Genomic DNA, 18,659 nt, shown 5'->3' on the forward strand with positions numbered 1-18,659 from the left:
ATGTCTGAAAGTCCGATCTGCCGGTCAGAGATCTGCCTTGAGCGAAAAATGAAGACGCGTGTCGTGCGCCCGCGTCGCCTGCCCGTCCTTGAACGGATAGGCGATCTCGAACGCGCCGGTCGCAACGTTGAAAATCTGGAAGCGCGTGCCGAGTCCCGCGCTGGACAGGTTGTAGCTGGTCACGCGCGTGCTTCCGGCCTCGGGCCGTGCCGGATCGACCAGGCTGGGCAACGCATTCATCAGCACGAGGTGTGCGGCATCGACGAAGGCGTGCAGGCGCAGGTCGTTCACCCACTCGCCAAGATGCGCGGCGATCGACGGCGAACGCACCTCGAACGAACCGATGGCGCCGTGGTCGGCCGTCTGTTCCGCTTCGAGGTAACCGCGCACGGTGCTGTCGCCACCGGCGGCGTACTGTTCGCTCGAAATCAGGGACGAGTTGGACAGCTGCAGGCCCAGGCGTCCCGCCAGGGCGAAGCCGTTGTCCAGGGTGCGCGTGTGTCCGCCATCGACCTTCACATAGAAGAAATTGGCCCTGGCCTTATAGCGCTGGTTGTCGAATTCCGCAGCGCTGCTGCCGCCGGCACGGAATCCCAGCGTGCCCCCGATCGCGATGGTGCTGGCCGAGCGCTCGCCGATCGATTGCCCCTGGTACGTCACGTTGAGCGGGATGTATGTAATGGGCGCCTTCGAGGTCTCGTTGCCCAGGCTGATGTTCTGGTCGAAGTGCTTGCGCGTCAGGCCCATCGTGAGCGACTGCGAATACTCGCCGTGCGTCGGAAGGGTGCGCACGAGGCTGAACCCGAACGCGTTGCCCTTGCCGAGCACCGTGGTGCCGCCAACCGCGTTCGCATTGCTGTTCGACTTATAGGCCGAGGCCAGCAGGCTCCATTCGCCGCCGAGGGGAACCAGGTACGAACCGGCCCAGACTTCCGCCGCGTTGCGGTCCTGCGGCGCCACGATATACGTGAGCGAGGCGGCATGGCCCTTCTGGAACAGGTTGTCGTCGCGCACGCTGGCCACGGTGCGCAGCTCGGGGGTGTTCACGCTGTGGTCGTTGTTGACTTCAAGACTCGCGTGCAACGGCGAGGCATCCGTCACCTTCAGGGTCACGTCCATCGTCTGCGGCAGCTTGCCGGGCGTGAGCACCGGCAGCACCTGTGCTCCGCTGTGGCGGTTCACGTCCGTCAGCTGTTCCTGTGCCTGGCGGAAGTCGGGAACCTCCCCTTCGCGCAAGGCGGGCACAGCGTCGCGAATGTCCTTGGGCGAGCGGTAGGTGGCGCCTTCGACGCGCACGCGGCCGATGACGTTCTCGGTCACCTGGAAGCGAATGACGCCGCCCTTCACCTGTTGCTGCGGCAGATCGACCACCACCGACTGGTAGCCGTGTGCCTGGTAGGCCTTCTGCAACGCTTCCCGCGCCGCCGTGACATCGGCCATCGTCTTGCCGGGGCCGAGGAACGGATAGACCGCCGTCTCGATGTCCAGCGGCTGGAGCGTGGTATTGCCGTCGACGACATACTCGTTGACGTCGAATGCCGGCGGCGCATCCTGGGCCATCGCATGCGATGCGAGGCCGAGGCATATCGCCAGCGCGAGCGCACGCGCCCGGCGGTGGGCGGCGAGACGCCTCATGCGTTCACCCATACTGCTCGTGCTTGCACGCTCGATCCCCTGCTGTTCCGTTTGCCCACAAGACGCACGGGCACGGGTGGCACTGAACCGGTGTCATAAAAAATTCACCGAGTGCGCGGCGCGCGGCGCGGCGGAACTCAGCTCAGCAGCACCCAGCCACCCGGCAGATGGGTCGCATGCGCGCCGTACGCGTCCTCGATCAGCGTGGCGACGTCGGCCATCTGGTCGAGGGTGAAGCGTGCATGCACACGCCGCTCGGCCAGCGCCCGATCGGTGATCACGATGCGTCCGGGGCGATAGCGATTGATGTCCGCGACCACGTCGGCCAGCGGCTGGTTGTCGTAGATCAGCACGCGGTCGCGCCATGCCAGTGCCGTCGCCGGATTCACCGCTACCGCGGGTGCGATGCCGCGGTCGTCGAAGGCCACCAGCTGCGCCGGCTTCACCAGCGTGTCCGTACCGCCGCGCGACAGGACGGTCCTGCCGTCGAGGCAGGTCACCGCCGACTCGCTGTCGATGCAGCGCACGGCGAACGAGGATCCCGGAGCCGAGGCCAGGCTGGCATCCGCGACCTGGACGATAAACGACGCGTTCCGCGAGGCGTCGATGCGCACCACCGCCTCACCCTGGCGCAAACGCATACCGGTGACGATGCCGGCGCTCCTGCGCAGGCCAATGTCGGTGCCCGTATTCATTTCGACGACGACGCCGGGAACGACCTCGACGCGGCGTTGCTCGCCCACCGCGGTAGACAGGTGCTCCGCGTCGTCCTTGCCGAACCCGATGTCCAGGCCATGGCGCCCGATCAGTATCGCAGCAACCGACGCGCTCACCGCCGCCGCGAGGAACGCGCGCCGGCCCATGCGCACGCCGTGCCGCGGAACGGGCGCCCTGCTCCGATCCGCGCGATCGTGCTCCGCGATGGCGGGCCCCAAGTGTTCCCACATGCGCCGTGCGCGCGCGAACGCTTCCGCGTGCCGCGGGTCGGAAAGGCACCAGCGACGGAACGCTTCGCCATCCTCGCGCGTGGCCGTGCCCGACGTCAGGTGCACGAGCCACGCCCGGGCCTGGCGCTCGCTTTCCTTGGTGCTGGTCGTTCCCATACCGCTCAAGACGGATCGCCGGCACCGGGACCGAACCGCTGGATCGAACGGCGTCCCACTTTTGTGGCACAGGTCTCAAGTGCTTTCTTCAATTCCTTGCCGACCATGCGCACCGAAATGCCGTGACGCGCCGCGATTTCCGTATGCGGCAGTTCGTCCACGCGAGCCGCCATCAGGATGTCGCGCTGGCGCCGGGTCAGGGCGTCCAGGGCCGCGCCCAGCGCCTCAAGGTCCTGGCGTGATGCCAGCACGGTGGGCGGATCGGCGGGAGCGTCCACGCCATGCAGCAACTCCTCCACCTCCACCCCGGTCATCAGACGGCCGGAGCCGCGGTGATGGTCGACCGCCAGGTTCAGCGCCATCCGGAACAGATATGCAGTGGGATTCCCAGGCATTGCCGCGGCCCCCATGGCCGGGACCACCTTGAGGTACGTCTCCTGCAACACGTCATCCACGATGTCGTCGGAGCGCAGCCGCCGGCGCAGGCGCCGCCGGAAGTCTTCGTAATTGTCGAGGAAGGTGCCGAGCAGCGTGGTTTCCACGATCAACCCTCCCTGCACGGATCGTTATGGCCGCCGTTCGGCGCGAGCAGGATCGTCACCGGACTGAACCGGTGAAAAGTCCCGGGCACCCGAACCGCGCGCACCGCGGACAGTACTTCGTCGTCCCTCGCCGGGTTCTCCGACGGCGCGAGTGCCGCGGCCTTCGCCACGCCACCGGCCGTATCGATCCACAGTTGCATGGCGAGCCGGAACGAGCCGGGCCGCGTCGCGGCACGGGTGCACAGGGCGCGTTCGATGGCTGCTTGCAGGATGCCCGCCTCGCGGGTGTCGGGGACTTCCGTTCGCTGCTCCGCGTCCGGCACGGGGCTCGCCTCGGCTACCGGAGCCGTCTGTAACGTGACGGTAAAGGCGTTCATCGACGAGAAGCGGGCTTCGAGGCCCGTGCCGACAAGGAGGATACGCAGTGCGTCGCGCGGGGACGCCTCGCCGTGGATGCCTTGCGTCCGCCGGTCCGCCACCAGCGCGTCGTCGAAGAGCACGGCCGTGCCGGACGCCTCGCTGAAGGCGCGCAGGGCCGTGGCAAGTGCTTGTGCCTCGATGTCGAAGCGCCTCGGCGCATACGCTCCTTCCGACCCCTGTGGCTGTCCTTCGGAGGCCTGCACCCTCGCCATGCACTCCGGCGGGGCGAGCAGGACCATGCACGCGACGAGCGCGATCACGCTGCGTGCCACGTTCATTCCTCACGCGTGGGCGGTACGGGAACTCGTCTTCGGGGGAAGGCTAGGCGCGCCGGATGACGGAACGGTGCCAGGACGGTGACATGATTAATGACAGGACCGTGACATCGCCGGCATTGCTTACCGATGCAACCGCTTACGTGGTATTCCGTACACGGGAGTTACGGAAGGAAGCGCATGGACATCCGATTCGGGATCGTGGGAGCCGTGTTCATGACGGCATCCGTGGCCGTCACCGCGCAGGTCGTCGACCTGCCGGCCGTCCGTGCGTCGGCGGAATCGGGGTGCGTGGAACCGGCGTCCGGTTCATCGTCCGCGCTGTCGTATGACTGCCTCACGCACCTGATGACAGCACCGCCGTCGACGCCCGCGACCACGTTGCAGACCGACCCGTCACAGCGGCCGAGCAATACGCTGGGCCTCTACAACGCCAGCGGCCTCCGCAATCGCATGGGGCCGAACTTCGGCATCTCGGTGCAGCCGTATCGCCCGAAGGTGAGCTACCCGAACCCGCTGGTTCACTGAGGTCCACGTGGGAGCTGGCGACGCCAGCGTCCGCGCGGCACATGTGGGAGCCGGCTATGCCGGCGATCCCGCGGCAGCGGGCAAGCTTGCCGCAAGCACCATCGCCGCTGAAGCGGCTCCCACATTAGTCAGGGCTTGTTGAGCGGCACCGTCACGGTGGGCTCGCCGCTGCCCAGCTTCGCGTCGGCCCGGTAGGGACGCAGCGACTCGAACTTCTGCTGGTACTCGTCCGTGACCTGCTTGGCTTCGTTGCCGTTGCTGATGACGCGCGGCGTGATCAGCACGATGAGTTCCGTGCGGTCGCGGTTGCGCGAGGTGGAACCGAACAGCCGGCCGACGACGGGGATCCGGTTCAATCCGGGAATACCCGTGTCGGTCACTCCCTCCTGCTGCTTGATCAGGCCACCGAGCAGTACCGTCTGCCCGCTCTGCACCGCCACCTGCGTGGCCACTTCGCGCTGCTGGATCGGGAAGTTGCCGGTGGTGGTGTCTTTCAGGCCCGGCGCGCTCACCACCTGGTTGATGTTGAGGTACACCAGGCCGCCCGGATTCACGCGCGGACGCACATTCAGGATCACGCCCGTGTCCTTGTACTCCACCTGGCCGATCGTGTTGTCCGTGTTGGCGTTGGTGTTCACGAAGGTCTGCGTGATGGGAATCTGGTCGCCGACCTGGATATGTGCCTTCTGGTTGTTGAGTACCACCAGCGACGGCGCGGAGAGCGTCTTCGTGTTGCCGCTGGTTTCCATCGCACGCAGCGCAACGGCGAGATTGTTGTTCACGAACGAGTAGAAGAACGCGTCCTGATTTTGATGAAAACTATTGCCTCCATCACCAAGAGCCCACTGCTGCTTGTTGCCGGGTTGACCGACGGACCCGTCCGTTCCACCGACCAGGCCCTCCAGGTACCACTGCACGCCGAACTGGAACTGTCCGGTCAACGCCACCTCGAGGATGCGTGTCTCGATCTGCACCTGCAGCGGCACCGCGTCGAGCCGCTTGATCGCCTGCTCGATCTCCGTCCACTGCGACGGCCGGCAACGCACCATCAGCTGGTTGTTCGAATCCACCGACGTGATGCGTACGCCGTCGTCGGTGGTGACGGGACCACTGTGCTGGCGGCGCGACGAGGAATCGTCGCCGAAGCCGCTGCTGCCGTTCGAACCGAGGGAACCGAACGACGAACCGCCGTTCATTCCCGTCGACGATCCGTTGAGGCCGTTGTTGTTGTTCGTGGTGTTCAGCAGGCTGGAACCCGACGACGAACTGTTGCCGAAGGCGCCCGTGGTGCTGCCCAGCCCGGAACCGTCACGGTTGCCCAGGTCGTTGTCGCTGCCGCCGAGCGTGCCGGAGCTCAGCCCCGGACCGACACGCCCGCCATTGTCGCCGGAACGCCCGCCGCCGGAGCCACCGCCGTAGATATCGGAAAGGTACTGGGCCAGGTCCGAGGCCTGCACGTTGCGCACGTCGTACACGTACAGCTGCGGTTCGTTGCCGCCGCCGCGATCGATGCGGTCGATCCAGCTGCGCACCTCTTCCAGGTACGCGGGCTGCGGGCTGATCACCACGAGCGAGTTCGTGCGCTCGATGGGAATGAAGCGCAGCAGCCCCGCCATCGGGGTATTGCCCTTCTCGCCGAACAGCTTGTCCAGCGTGGGCGTGAGTTCCTTCACCTCGGCCCGCTGCAGACTGAAGACGCCGACCGACATGCCGCGCAGCCAGTCGACGTCGAAGGTCTTCACCGTTCGTTCGTAGTTGTCCAGTTCGGTGGGCGTGCCCGCCATCACCAGCACGTTGCGCGTCGGATCGGCCAGCAGCGTGGCATCGGGCCGGGCGAAGGGCTTGATCAGCTTCTGCATCTCGGTGGCCGAGATGAAGCGCAGCGGGAACAGGCGGGCCTGCAGGCCGCCCGGGGGTGCCGCGGCCCCGATGCTCGGCACGAGGTTGCCCGCCACCGCGTCCTTGGCGGGCATGACCACATAGCGGCCGTTGGTTTGCACCAGCGCATTGCCCGTCCAGGACAGCAGCGTCTCCAGGATCGGCAGCGCCTGTTCGCTGGTGACCGGCTGCGAGGTGGAGAACGAAACGTTGCCCTGCACCCCCGGCACGATCGAGTAGTTCTCGTGCAGCAGGTCGCCGAGGATCGCCTTGACCACCGATTCCACCGGCTGGTTCTCGAAGTTGAAGGTGACCGTGCCCGCCCCCGCCGCGATCGGCTTGGGTTTGGCCAGCCCCACGGGTTTCACGAATTCGCCCGTGCCCGTGGTGATATCTGGCGCGGCCGCCGGTTGTACCGGCGGGTTGGAGTTGGGAAGCGACAGCGGCTGCGGAACGGGCTTTTCCGTCCCGGCCAGTGCCTCGCGTTGCAGCGATCCGTCGTCGCGCGGCTGCGGCAGCGTCGTGCAGCCGGCAAGCGCGACCGCGAGCGCCGTAGCGGCGATCAGGGAACTTCTAGGCATGGAACAACGTACTCCCTCGTTGGACACGGCATGAACGCCGACCCCTGGCCTGCTGCCGGTCCGCCAACTCTAAAGGGAGGGTCCTTACAGCGCTAGCACCCCGTGGCTGACCTGCTTCACGGGATTCGACAAATCGCAAAATTTAATAGTTCCCTGAAATGCAGCCGAAATACCCACGCAACGAGGGACGGGGCGCCTAGGGCGCCCATTCCGCGTGGAAGCTGCCCTTCTCGTCCACTCGCTCGAAAGTATGCGCCCCGAAGAAGTCGCGCTGGGCCTGGATGAGGTTGGCTGGCAGCGTCTCCGCCCGGTAGCTGTCGTAGTAGGCGATGGCGGCCGAAAAGCCGGGCACCGGCACGCCTACGCGCACCGCCTCGCCCACCACCTCGCGCAAGGCGGCCTGGTACGACTGCGCCACGTCGCGGAAATAAGGGTCGAGCAGCAGGTTCTTCAGCGCACCGTCGTTACGATAGGCGTCGGTGATCTTCTGCAGGAAGCGCGCCCGGATGATGCAGCCGGCGCGGAAGATCTTGGCGATGCCGCCGTAGTCGAGGTCCCAGCGATTTTCGTCCGACGCGGCGCGCAACTGCGCGAAACCCTGGGCGTACGAGATGATCTTGCTCATGTACAGCGCGCGCCGCACCGATTCGATGAATGCCTTGCGGTCGCCCGCGAAGGCTTCCGCCTGCGGTCCGGCGAGCTGGCGGCTGGCAGCGACGCGTTCGTCCTTCATCGAGGACAGCACTCGCGCGAAGACCGATTCGGTGATGAGGGTAAGCGGCACGCCGAGGTCCAGCGCGCTCTGGCTCGTCCACTTGCCGGTGCCCTTCTGCGCTGCACGATCGAGGATCACGTCCACGAGCATCTTGCCGCTCTTCTCGTCCTTGCGGCGGAAGATCTTCGAGGTGATATCGATCAGGAAGCTGTCGAGTTCGCCCTCGTTCCATTCGCGGTAGACGTCGGCGAGTTCATCGTTGGACAGCCCCGCCACGTGCTTCAGCACCGCGTAGCTTTCCGCAATCAGCTGCATGTCGCCGTATTCGATGCCGTTGTGCACCATTTTCACGTAGTGCCCCGCGCCGCCGGGGCCGATGTAGATGACGCAAGGTTCGCCATCGGGTGCGCGGGCCGCGATCTCGGTGAGTATCGGCGCCACCAGGTCGTAGGCGTCGCGCGGACCGCCCGGCATGATGGAGGGGCCCTTCAACGCGCCCTCCTCGCCACCCGACACACCGGTGCCGATGAAGTGCAGGCCGTCGGCGGCCAGTTCGTCGCCGCGGCGCACAGTGTCCTTGTAATAGGTGTTGCCGCCGTCGATCAGGATGTCACCCTTGTCCAGCAAGGGGCGCAGCTGCTCGATCACGGCATCGGTGCCGGCGCCCGCCTGCACCATGAGCAGGATGCGGCGCGGCTTTTCCAGCGAATCGACGAAGTCCTCGAGCGTGTACGAAGGCACCAGCTTCCTGCCCGGGCTCTCGGCCATCACCTCGTCGGTCTTCTCCCGGCTGCGGTTGAAGATGGACACCGCGTGACCGCGGCCTTCGATGTTCCAGGCGAGGTTGCGCCCCATGACGGCCATGCCGATGACGCCGATCTTCTGCTTGCTCACGGGCGGTTCTCCGATGCGGGGGAAAGGTGAGGATGCGACGTTCACGATGAAAGCGCCAACAAGGCTGGGTTTCTTGCACCTTTCCCGCACTGCGGCGAAGCCTTTCGCCGGGCTCCGCTATCATGGCGGGCGAACCGGCGGCGGGACCGCCCGGATGGAATCGATGCGCATGAACCAGGTGAAGTCGCATTCGCGCGACAAACGCGTCGCCAGCGCCCGCGAGGCACTGGCCGGCCTCGTGGCGGACGGGCAGACCGTCGCCGTCGGCGGCTTCGGCCTCTGCGGCATCCCGGAGCTGCTGATCGAGGCCCTGCGCGATTCGGGCGTGACCGGCCTCACCGCCGTCTCCAACAATGCCGGCATCGACGGCGTGGGGTTGGGCCAGCTGCTGGCCACCCGCCAGATCCGCAAGATGATTTCGTCGTACGTGGGCGAGAACAAGGAGTTCGAGCGGCAGTTCCTGGCGGGCGAACTGGAAGTGGAATTCACCCCGCAGGGCACGCTTGCCGAGAAGCTGCGCGCCGGCGGCGCCGGCATTCCCGCCTTCTTCACCCGCACCGGTTACGGCACCCAGGTGGCCGAAGGCAAGGAAACGCGCGAATTCGACGGACACATGTACGTGATGGAACGCTCCATCGTGGCCGACGTGGCACTGGTGAAGGCGTGGAAGGCCGACCCGTCGGGCAACCTGGTCTACCGGAAGACGGCGCGCAACTTCAATCCGATGGTGGCCACGGCGGGCAAGGTCTGCATCGCCGAGGTGGAGATCATGGTCGAGGTGGGCGAGCTTGACCCGGACCAGGTCCACACGCCGGGCATCTACGTCGACCGCATCGTGCACAATCCCGCGCCCTCCAAGCGCATCGAACAGCGCACCGTGCGCGCCTGAAGGAGACCCACCATGGCCTGGACCCGCGAACAGATGGCGCAGCGCGCCGCCCTGGAACTCTCCGACGGCGACTATGTGAACCTCGGCATCGGCTTGCCGACGATGGTGGCGAACCACCTGCCGGACGGCGTCGACGTGTGGCTGCAGTCGGAAAACGGCCTGCTCGGCATCGGCCCGTTTCCGACCGACGACGAAGTGGACGCCGACCTGATCAACGCCGGCAAGCAGACGGTGACCGCCCGCCCGGGCGCGTCGTATTTTTCCAGCGCCGATTCCTTCGCGATGATCCGCGGCGGACATATCGACATCTCCATCCTCGGTGCCATGCAGGTCACCTGCGAGGGCGACATCGCGAACTGGATGGTGCCCGGCAAGATGGTGAAGGGCATGGGCGGCGCCATGGACCTGGTGGCCGGCGTGAAGCGCGTCGTGGTGCTCATGGAACACATGGCGAAGGACGGCTCGCCCAAGATCCTCACCGAGTGCACCCTGCCCCTCACGGGCAAGGGCGTGGTGAACCGCATCATCACCGACCTGGCGGTCTTCGACGTGGCAGCCGGCGGCTTGGAACTGGTGGAACTGGCGCCCGGGGTGGACGAGGCGCAGGTGCGCGCCGGCACCGGGTGCGACTTCACTTCGAAGGTCTGAACGCTGGCTTCCATGGGGCTGGCGCTCTGTGGGAGCCGCTTCAGCGGCGATGCCCGCTGCCGCGGGATCGCCGGCAAAGCCGGCTCCCACAAGAAAATCGGCTGCCACACGAGATTTCCGCTCTGGGAAAAAGAAGTCGCCCCGCAGAGGACGCCTCAGCATGGGCCTCGGGGGGGAGGTAGGCCGGATGCCGGTAGTTAGCGTCGATGCGGGGCGAGGGACCTACCGACCCAGGGGGAGGGGTTGGTGGTAGGTCGAGACGAATCATAGATTTCCTAGGAAATTCCGGCCAATATATCTTTCGGCACTCACTTATTCGAATTCCGACTATGTTCGACCTCCGCCAGCTGCGCTACTTCGTCGAGGTCGCCGAGACCCTCAGCTTCACCCAGGCGGCCCAACGGCTGCACATTTCCCAGCCACCGCTGTCCCAGCAGATCCAGTCGCTCGAGGCCGATTTGGGCGTTCGCCTGCTGGACCGCAACCGCCGGCGCGTGGCTCTCACCGAGCCGGGCCGGCTTTTCCTGGTGGAAGCCAAGGCCATCCTTGCCCGCGCCGACAGCGCCCGCACGGTGGTAACCGAAGCCGCGGCAGGGTTCACCGGCCAGCTCCGCCTGGCCTATGCCGTGTCGGTCTCGTTCCACCCGGCCCTGCCTGAGACGCTTTTGCGCTTTTCCCATGCCGTGCCTGGCGTAAGCCTGCACCTGGGCGAAATGTTCACCGGCGCCCAATACGACGCCATTCTCTCGGGGCAGATCGACGTGGGCCTGCTGCGGGCCCCTCCCGAGGGTGTGGCGAACGCCCGCCTGCTCAATGTGGAAGTGATCGACCAGGAGCCACTGGTCATCGCCCTGGCGGTGGGCCACCGGCTGGCGAAGCAGCCTGTGCTGCGCATGGCCGATCTGGCCGGCGAACGCTTCGTAGCCCCGCCGCGCGCCCAGGCGGCAACCCTCAATGACCGGCTCGCGCTCCTCGCCGACAAGGCCGGATTCCGCCCACAGATACGCCAGGAAGCCCAGCAGATCCCTTCCCTGCTCCCTCTCGTGGCGGCCGGGCTCGGCGTGGCCCTTGTTCCGGCCTCACTGCGCGTGGTGCACCTGAAAGGCGTGGCCTTCGTTCCGGTGGACGACCCGGAAGCCCACCTGTTGCTCGCCGTGGCGTCCCGCGTGGACAATACGTCCCCGGTCCTGGACAGCTTCCTCCGCACCGTCCGCGAGGCCCGCTTGAAGCTGGGCCTCGGCTGAAAGATCAACAGGGACCGGCGCTTGCGTAAGAAGGCAGACGCCGCTACAATTCCGTTTTTCCTTGTCCTTAAAGTTTCAGGAGCTGGCCGTGAAGGTGCTTTCCTCTTTGAAGTCCGCGAAGTCGCGTCACCGTGACTGCAAAGTCGTTCGCCGTCGCGGCAAAGTGTTCGTGATCTGCAAGAGCAACCCGCGTTTCAAGGCTCGTCAGCGCTGATCCAGCTGCGACGTGTCGAAGAAAAAGGCCGCGAAAGCGGCCTTTTTTTTGTCCCGGCTACCCGCGTGCCTCGGTCAGGTAAGGCGAATCCGGAATGTCTCCCGTGTCGCCCATGAACACGCAATTGCGCCCTGCCCGCTTCGCCCGGTAGAGCGCGGCGTCGGCTACCACGAGCAGCCGGTGCAGTTCGAAGCCGCACTGGGTCGTACCGGCGATGCCGAAGCTGGCTGTAACCGCCAGGTCCGGCCGCGCCTGCGTTGCCGATGTGGCCGCAATCGAAAGACGCAGCTGCTCGGCACGGGCACGAGCCTGCGCCGGGCTGCAGTCGGGCAGCAGCACCGCGAATTCCTCGCCACCCAGGCGCCCGAACACATCGCACGCATGCAGTGCGCGGCGGCAGACATCCACCGCGCGCTTGAGCACCTCGTCGCCGACCGCGTGGCCATAGGTGTCGTTCACCGCCTTGAAATGGTCCAGGTCGAACAGGATCAGGCAGGCACCGCGATCGGAACGGGCGCCATAAGCGAGCACGCGCTGCGCCTGCTCCACGAAGTGTTCGCGGTTGCAGATGCCCGTGAGTCCATCGCGCCGCGCCAACTTCATGAAGCGCAGTTGGGAACGCCGCAACCACAGCAGCAGCCAGCCGATCGCACCCAGGCTGGCCAGCAGCACCACGATGTACAGCCGGCCGGTCTCGACTTCCTTCCGGTCCAGCGCACCGGTGAGGCGAAGGATCTCGTTCTGCTTGTTGAGGGCATCGACCTCGGCTTTCCGGGCCAGGAGTTGCTGATCGACGATCTGGAACGCGAGGCTGCGCGCGCTCACGTCGTTGAGGTAGGCCTTGTCGGCTTCCATGTACTTCTCGTGGTAGCCCAGCGCGGCGGCGGCATTGCCGAGCCGACGCTCCACCTCGTATAGCACCGAATACCCCATGCGCCGCGGATCGGTGAATTCATCCTTGATCGAAACCGCCACGGCGGACAATCCGAATCGACGCGCATTGGCAAGATCGCCCAGCTTCAGGTACGCCTGCGCGAGCGTGGCGTCGTATTCCGCGAGCAAGGCCGGATAGTTCAGGGCGCGCAAGCCATCGCGCGATTCGGTCAACAGTTTCACTGCCTCCGCTGCCTTGCCCTGCGCCAGCTGGAACGCGGCGATGTCGGCACGCATGGTGTCGGAGAAGACGTCGTTGCCCGTCGCATCGCAGACCTCGATGGCACGGAAGTACATCGGGTCCAGTGCCTTCAGGCGATTCGCCTCGCGTTGCGCACGCAGCAGGTGCTGCGCACCGATGCAATTCGTCTGACCCGGCGGAGGGTTCTCCATCATCTCGCGTGCGTACGCCTCGGCCTGCTCGAACTGGCCGGCGGAACTCAGCAGTTGCGACGCTTCGCCGAGGCCCTGGAAACGCGCCTTCCTGTCGCGAATGGACGGCATCAGGTCCTGCAGCTGGTTGAGCCGCACGAACGCTTCCTGGTAGCGGTGTCCGACACCGAGCAGGTTGATCAGCGTGGCGGTCGCACGGAAGCGCAACACGCTGTCGGTGGCGTTGTCCGCTACCTCTTCCAGGGCTTTCCGCCCGTTCTCGTAATCGCCGATCCAGGTCGAACGCCATCCCTGGAGGAAACGCAGCCTCCAGTGCTCGAGCGGCGTCAGCTTCGCATCCCGCTTCGCGAGGTCGTCGACGAGACGGCCGAAGGTTTCGAAATCGCCGAGCTTGATCGCGTCGGCGCGGTCGAGGATCGCCTGGGTCGACGAGGGATTGCCCGATTCGTCGGGGGTGGCACGCACCCCCGCGCAAACCACCAGCAGCACGGTGGCCAGCAACGAAAGCGCATGGCGCGAGGTCTTTTTCACGGCCTCAGCTGAAAGTATCCGCGGATGGGGTGCGGGAGACGATTTCGGCGGGTTCGTCCGTGTCCTCGTCCTCGCCATCGCTCGGATCCTTCTCTTCTGCGGGATCGGCCGGCAATTGCGAACTGATGTATTCCCGCTGGCCAAGCAAGGCGCGGAGAGCCGCACCGTCATTCGTCGAGAACGCGGCGGCGAGCGCGGCGTCGTCGACGCCAGCTTCCAGCAACGCCGTGCGCACGGCATCCGCGGATGCATGCCGCAGCGACGCGTCGCTGCCGACGCGCGCAAGGAATTCGATGACCTTCCCCATCTGCCTCGTCCTCTGAGCCGGGGCCTGCCCGACCCTCGCGGCGCACCTCCCCTCGAGGCCACTCGCGAGCGGATCATAGTCCTCCGCGCGGGCTCCGAGTAGTAGGCCAACCGGACCAGCCGAAGGGAATGCGACGCAGATCAGATACCTGGCGTGACAGGTTCCGGAAACGAGACAGGGCTGAGGTCAGATCAGCGCGGCCGCCTTCCGCAGGGCGAGTGCCAGTTCATCGCCCCATCTTGATCTTGGTCTGGGGATCAGTCCTCCAGCCTCACCACGCACTCGATGCCCTGGCGCGCCATCTTGGCGTAGGGACACAGGCGTTCGGTGTTGCGGACGAGCCCTTCCGCGAGGGCGCGGGGGACTCCAGGCAGCGCGATGGCGACGTGCGCCACGAGGGTGAACAAGCCGTCCATCGGATCGCGGCCGAAGGTGACCGCGGCGGTGACGGCGGCATCGGGGATCGGTATCCGTTCGCGCGTTGCCAGGAGGCACAAGGCACCGTGGAAGCAGGCGGCGAATCCGGCGGCGAAGAGTTGCTCGGGATTGCTTCCACCGCCCGGGCCGCCCAGCTCGGGCGGCAAACGGAGAGCGATGTCGAGCCATCCGTCGGTCGACTGGGCGATACCGGAAGCGCGACCGTGCGAAGCCTCGCCGCCGGTGACGCGAACGGTGCCCGTGTACAGCGGGGCGAATTCCGCCCCGTTGTACCTGTCGAGCAAGGACACCGGGGGCGGCGTCGGTTTGGCCATGGACGTGCCCGCTCTCAAGCCGCCGAAGCGTATTGGGCGTACTTCGACGTCTTGAGCCAGGTCGGGAAGTCGATCGTGCCCAGGTGTGCATCACGGCCGGCAACCAGGGAGCCTTCGTCGAGCCGCGCCCCGAAGTAGGGAGCGTTCGCGTCACCCACCACCTTGTGCGGATCCTTGACGATCGTAAGGAAACGGGCGACGAGGTCGGCCATCGGGAACTTCGCGGGCCCACCGATTTCCACGATGCCGTTCACCGGCGCACCGAGCGTCCTCGCGGTGACGGCATCGGCCACGTCGTCGGACGCGATCGGCTGGATGTAAGCGGTGGGAAGCGTGATGGTGTCGCTCGCGGCGGCAGACTGCGCGATACCGCCCAGGAATTCGAAGAACTGTGTCGAGCGGACGATCGTGTACGGGATGCCGGCATGCGCAATGATGTTTTCCTGCGCCACTTTTGCGCGCAGGTATTCGCTATCGGGCAGCCTGTCGGCACCGACCACGGACAGCGCCACATGATGGGTGACGCCGGCCCGCTTTTCCGCGGCGACGATATGGCGGCCCGCCGTCTCGAAGAATTCCAGCACCTGCGGCCCGACGAAAACGGGCGAGTTCGCCAGGTCCAGCACGGTGTCGACGCCCACCATCGCGGCGTCGAGCCCTTCGCCGGTCAACGTGTTCACCCCCGATGACGGGGACGCGGCAATGGCTTCGTGTCCCTTTGCGCGCAGGCGCTCGACGACCTTGCTACCGATGAGGCCGGTGCCGCCGATGACGAGGATTTTCATGGTCATGACCTTTGTTTGACGTTGATTGATCGTAGGTTCGGCGGCCGGCACCCGGTAGCGCCGTCGGCGGTATCACGGTGTTGCCGCCGGGGCACCAATGGGCAACGTGCTGCCGCATTCGAGGTCCAGGGCACGAATGGCACCGACGATGAAGTCGATGAACACACGAATGCGTGCAGGCAGTTGCCGGCGGCTCTGGTAGCACACGTAGTGCCCGTGATCGTCGGGTGCGTATTGCCCAAGGCACGCCACCAGGCGGCCGGATTTCAGGTGCTCGCACACCTGGTAGCCCGCCAGCTGGGCGATGCCGCGCCCGTCGAGCACCGCCTGCAACACGAGTTCCGCGTCGTTGAACACTTCCATGCCCGGAGGCAGGGCCTTGCGCAGACGGCCGTCGACCTTGAACTCCCACTCGTCGATGCGGCCGGAACCCGCCCGATAATGGATGCCGTTGTGCCGGGCGAGTGCCTCCACGCTCTCGGGCACACCGTGGTCGCGCAGGTAACCGGGCGTGGCGCAGACGAACATCTGCATCGGCACGACCTGCCGCGCGACGATCTGGCTGTCTTCCATGCGTCCGTTGCGGAAGGCGACGTCGACACGGTCGGCCGTGAAGTCGAACGGGCGGTCGTCGAGCAGCAGGTCGATCGCGATGTCGGGGTAATTCTCCCGGAAGCGGTTCAACAACGGTGCGACGATCTTGCGGCCGAATCCTACCGGGGCACCGATCCGCAGTTGGCCTCGTGGCGGGCCACTACGCAGTTCGCGCATGTCGTCCAGCGCCTGGGCAATCTTTTCCACGCCGGGGTGGCAGTTCTCGAAGAAGATTTCTCCTTCGCGGGTGAGCGCCGTGCTGCGCGTGGTGCGTGAGAAAAGACGGGCGCCGACCTGCTGCTCCAGCTTCTGCACACTGCGGCTGACCGCCGACCGGCCGATGCCCAGGCGATCCGCGGCCCGGGCGAAACTGCCTTCGTTCACCACGGCGATGAAGGCGATCACGCCCGCATAGCTTGCCGAGAACGAGGTGGCGAGCGCATCCGCGCCTCCGCAAGCCGACGGCGAAAGGGAATTCATGGCAGATCCTCGTTTCGAATCGGCGCCCGGCATGTGCGGGTCGCCTGTATGTAAGAGCGTGCAAGGTTGAGCAATTCGCGGCAGGCAACCGCGTCGCGGCGCAGCAGGAGGGCCACCTCGTCGATGCCGGCTTCGAAGATGTCGCTCATCAGGAAGACCACGCGTGCATCCGCGGGCAGGGCTTCAAGCGCGTCCAGCAGCCCGTTGAACACGGCATCGAGCGGCTGCCGCGTCGATAGCTGTCTGCGCAAACTTTCGTAGACGGAAATGCAGGGGTCCATATTCCACAGACGTGGCGGCTCGACCGTCTGTGACATCGCGATTGGTGTGTGACGGACAACACCGTGGTCACGGCCGCGGACCTACTCCCGCCGGCGACACGGCCATAGCCTCTTGTCATCTCCCACAGAGGTTCCACCCCATGACGCAGCGCCTCGATTACATGCAGCAGTCCCCGGACATGGTGAAGAAGCTCATGGAGCTCAGCGCCCTCTACAAGAAGTCGACCTTGGGCGACACGATCCACGACCTCGTGAACATCCGCGCCTCCCAGATCAACGGCTGCGCGTTCTGCGTCGACATGCACAGCAAGGAAGCGAAGATCCACGGCGAGCGCGAGTTGCGGCTGTATCACGTGGCCATCTGGCGCGAGTCGCCCCTGTTCGAACCGCGCGAACGCGCCGCGCTTGCCTGGACCGAAGCGCTCACCAGGATTCCCGAACACGGCATTCCCGACGAACTCTACGAGCGCGTCCGCGGCCAGTTTTCCGAGAAGGAGCTGTCCGACCTGACCTTCCAGATCATGGTCATCAACGCATGGAATCGCGCCAATGTGGCCTTCGTTCCGACGCCGGGCGGGTTCGACAAAGCCTGGGGCCTGGACAAGGCCGGCCTCTCCTGAGCCCTACCCCACAGAGGATTCCACCATGCGTATCGCAAAGATGCTCGCCCTCCTCCTCGCCTTCGCCCCGGCACTCGCCCTCGCCCAGAAGGACCCCGCGGACGGCGCCCCGCAGCCGGACGTCAAGGGCCTCATGACCAAGGCCTTGAAGGACAACCCCGGGAAGGAGATCACCATGATCTCCGTGGACTACCCGCCCGGCGCCATCGAGCACGTACACCGCCACGACGCCCACGCCATGCTGTACGTGATCCAGGGCAACATCGTGATGGGCGTCAAGGGCAAGCCGGAGCAGACGTTGAAGGCCGGCGACACCTTCTATGAAGGTCCCGACGACATCCATACCGTGGGCCGCAATGCCAGCAAGACCGAGCCCGCCCGGTTCGTGGTGTTCATCCTGAAGGACCAGGGCAAGCCACTGGTGATGCCGGTGCACTGACGGCAATTCCATGAAGGCGCAAAGGTTGCGCCTGGGATGATTTTGACAAGACGCGTCACAAACGCGCAGGCAGAATCGTCTGGATGGGTATGAACGAAGCTACCGCCACTTTCTCCGCCCTGCGACCGCGCCTGCATGGGATCGCCTATCGCATGCTTGGCTCGGTGGCGGAGTCGGAGGATGTGGTCCAGGACATCTGGCTGAGCTGGAACGGCGCCGAACACGGCGCCATCGACAATCCGGAAGCCTGGCTGGTGGCCGCCACGACACGGCGCGCCATCGACCGGCTGCGCGCCGCCAAGGCGCGGCGCGAGGACTACGTGGGCATCTGGCTTCCCGAGCCGATCCTCACCGACGAGGGCACCTCGCCAGAAGAATTGCAGGAACTCGCGGGCGATGTGTCCGTCGCGTTCCTCCTGCTGCTGGAACGCCTGTCCCCGGAAGCGCGCGCCGCGTTCATCCTCCGCGAGGTGCTGGATGCGGACTACCCTGAAATCGCCGACGCCCTGGGCAAGAGCGAGGCGGCGTGCCGCCAGCTGGTGCATCGTGCGAAGGACCAGCTTCGCGACGAACGTCCTCGCCAGACCGTGCCGCACGACACCCACCTGGGGCTGATGCGGCGCTTCGCCGACGCCATGATGCGCGGCGACTTCCAGACGTTACGGTCTTTGCTGGCGGTGGATGCCGACCTCCAGGGCGATGGCGGCGGGAAGGTCAGCACGTTCCCGAAGCCGATGCTCGGCGGCCAGCGGATCGCCCAGCTGTTCTTCGCCGCGTACCTGCGTTACGGCGACGGTGTGCAGGTACGCCTTGCGCGCATCAATGGCGAATGGTCGCTGCTTCGCTATATCGACGGCGACCTGGAGTCGGCGCAGACCTATGTCACGGACGGCGAGAAGATCCTAAGCATCCACGTGCAGCGCAATCCGGACAAGCTCGCCCGGATCGTGCGTGGAATGCAGGGTTTCCGAGCCTAAG

20 protein-coding genes are annotated in these 18,659 nt (G+C 65.9%); 8 read left to right on the forward strand and 12 right to left on the reverse strand.

Features of this window, described 5'->3' with window-relative positions; translation table 11 throughout:
- Positions 1–24: 24 nt before the first annotated feature.
- From ACPYOD_RS05705 to ACPYOD_RS05720, 4 genes are all read right to left on the reverse strand, one after another.
- Positions 25–1,635: a ShlB/FhaC/HecB family hemolysin secretion/activation protein gene (locus tag ACPYOD_RS05705; RefSeq protein ID WP_481300766.1), complete on the reverse strand. Its 1,611-nt coding sequence runs from the start codon at positions 1,633–1,635 to the stop codon at positions 25–27.
- A 137-nt stretch (positions 1,636–1,772) separates the two neighbouring features.
- On the reverse strand, positions 1,773–2,738 hold the full coding sequence (locus tag ACPYOD_RS05710) for a DUF4880 domain-containing protein (protein WP_481300767.1): 966 nt from the start codon (positions 2,736–2,738) through the stop codon (positions 1,773–1,775).
- Between the two features lie 5 nt (positions 2,739–2,743).
- Complete coding sequence (locus tag ACPYOD_RS05715; RefSeq protein ID WP_481300768.1) at positions 2,744–3,280, reverse strand: RNA polymerase sigma factor; 537 nt, start codon at positions 3,278–3,280, stop codon at positions 2,744–2,746.
- 2 nt (positions 3,281–3,282) lie between these two features.
- Complete coding sequence (locus ACPYOD_RS05720; RefSeq protein ID WP_481300769.1) at positions 3,283–3,972, reverse strand: STN domain-containing protein; 690 nt, start codon at positions 3,970–3,972, stop codon at positions 3,283–3,285.
- Positions 3,973–4,155: 183 nt separating this feature from the next.
- Here ACPYOD_RS05720 and ACPYOD_RS05725 point away from each other — a divergent pair, with 183 nt between their 5' ends.
- A complete protein-coding gene (locus tag ACPYOD_RS05725) occupies positions 4,156–4,503 on the forward strand; it encodes a hypothetical protein (RefSeq protein WP_481300770.1) in 348 nt (115 codons plus the stop codon).
- Positions 4,504–4,631: 128 nt separating this feature from the next.
- Here the strand turns inward: ACPYOD_RS05725 and gspD are convergent, their stop codons facing one another.
- Positions 4,632–6,962, reverse strand: coding sequence for a type II secretion system secretin GspD (gene gspD / locus ACPYOD_RS05730; RefSeq protein ID WP_481300771.1), 2,331 nt, complete (start codon positions 6,960–6,962; stop codon positions 4,632–4,634).
- A 196-nt stretch (positions 6,963–7,158) separates the two neighbouring features.
- Positions 7,159–8,571 (reverse strand): NADP-dependent phosphogluconate dehydrogenase, encoded by a 1,413-nt coding sequence (gndA, locus tag ACPYOD_RS05735; protein WP_481300772.1) that lies wholly within the window; start codon positions 8,569–8,571, stop codon positions 7,159–7,161.
- Between the two features lie 169 nt (positions 8,572–8,740).
- Between gndA and ACPYOD_RS05740 the strand changes: the two genes are divergently transcribed.
- From ACPYOD_RS05740 to ykgO, 4 genes are all read left to right on the forward strand, one after another.
- Positions 8,741–9,460: a CoA transferase subunit A gene (locus ACPYOD_RS05740; protein ID WP_481300773.1), complete on the forward strand. Its 720-nt coding sequence runs from the start codon at positions 8,741–8,743 to the stop codon at positions 9,458–9,460.
- 12 nt (positions 9,461–9,472) lie between these two features.
- A complete protein-coding gene (locus ACPYOD_RS05745; protein WP_481300774.1) occupies positions 9,473–10,108 on the forward strand; it encodes a CoA transferase subunit B in 636 nt (211 codons plus the stop codon).
- A 329-nt stretch (positions 10,109–10,437) separates the two neighbouring features.
- Complete coding sequence (locus ACPYOD_RS05750) at positions 10,438–11,352, forward strand: LysR substrate-binding domain-containing protein (RefSeq protein WP_481300775.1); 915 nt, start codon at positions 10,438–10,440, stop codon at positions 11,350–11,352.
- Positions 11,353–11,440: 88 nt separating this feature from the next.
- Positions 11,441–11,566, forward strand: coding sequence for a type B 50S ribosomal protein L36 (gene ykgO, locus ACPYOD_RS05755; RefSeq protein WP_029213509.1), 126 nt, complete (start codon positions 11,441–11,443; stop codon positions 11,564–11,566).
- A gap of 57 nt (positions 11,567–11,623) precedes the next feature.
- On the opposite strand, the gene ACPYOD_RS05760 is transcribed toward ykgO, so the two are convergent.
- From ACPYOD_RS05760 to ACPYOD_RS05785, 6 genes are all read right to left on the reverse strand, one after another.
- Positions 11,624–13,423 (reverse strand): tetratricopeptide repeat-containing diguanylate cyclase, encoded by a 1,800-nt coding sequence (locus ACPYOD_RS05760; protein WP_481300776.1) that lies wholly within the window; start codon positions 13,421–13,423, stop codon positions 11,624–11,626.
- Between the two features lie 4 nt (positions 13,424–13,427).
- Entirely contained in the window at positions 13,428–13,730 is a 303-nt protein-coding gene (locus ACPYOD_RS05765; RefSeq protein WP_481300777.1) for a hypothetical protein, read from the reverse strand.
- 257 nt (positions 13,731–13,987) lie between these two features.
- The gene (locus ACPYOD_RS05770; protein WP_481300778.1) at positions 13,988–14,482 is read right to left on the reverse strand and encodes an Ohr family peroxiredoxin; all 495 of its coding nucleotides are present in this window, start codon (positions 14,480–14,482) and stop codon (positions 13,988–13,990) included.
- 14 nt (positions 14,483–14,496) lie between these two features.
- Positions 14,497–15,267 carry an SDR family oxidoreductase gene (locus ACPYOD_RS05775; RefSeq protein ID WP_481300779.1) on the reverse strand — a complete coding sequence of 257 codons (771 nt, stop codon included), beginning with the start codon at positions 15,265–15,267 and terminating at the stop codon, positions 14,497–14,499.
- 72 nt (positions 15,268–15,339) lie between these two features.
- Positions 15,340–16,341, reverse strand: a complete 1,002-nt coding sequence (locus tag ACPYOD_RS05780) for a LysR family transcriptional regulator (RefSeq protein WP_481300780.1) — start codon at positions 16,339–16,341, stop codon at positions 15,340–15,342.
- Complete coding sequence (locus ACPYOD_RS05785; RefSeq protein ID WP_481300781.1) at positions 16,338–16,658, reverse strand: sigma factor-like helix-turn-helix DNA-binding protein; 321 nt, start codon at positions 16,656–16,658, stop codon at positions 16,338–16,340. The genes ACPYOD_RS05780 and ACPYOD_RS05785 overlap by 4 nt, the downstream gene beginning before the upstream one ends.
- 104 nt (positions 16,659–16,762) lie before the next feature.
- Between ACPYOD_RS05785 and ACPYOD_RS05790 the strand changes: the two genes are divergently transcribed.
- From ACPYOD_RS05790 to ACPYOD_RS05800, 3 genes are all read left to right on the forward strand, one after another.
- Entirely contained in the window at positions 16,763–17,242 is a 480-nt protein-coding gene (locus ACPYOD_RS05790; protein WP_481300782.1) for a carboxymuconolactone decarboxylase family protein, read from the forward strand.
- Positions 17,243–17,267: 25 nt separating this feature from the next.
- A complete protein-coding gene (locus ACPYOD_RS05795; protein WP_481300783.1) occupies positions 17,268–17,681 on the forward strand; it encodes a cupin domain-containing protein in 414 nt (137 codons plus the stop codon).
- Positions 17,682–17,770: 89 nt separating this feature from the next.
- On the forward strand, positions 17,771–18,658 hold the full coding sequence (locus tag ACPYOD_RS05800; RefSeq protein WP_481300784.1) for an RNA polymerase sigma-70 factor: 888 nt from the start codon (positions 17,771–17,773) through the stop codon (positions 18,656–18,658).
- Position 18,659 lies beyond the last annotated feature (1 nt).

Source organism: Luteibacter sp. HAY1-4A (assembly GCF_056755355.1).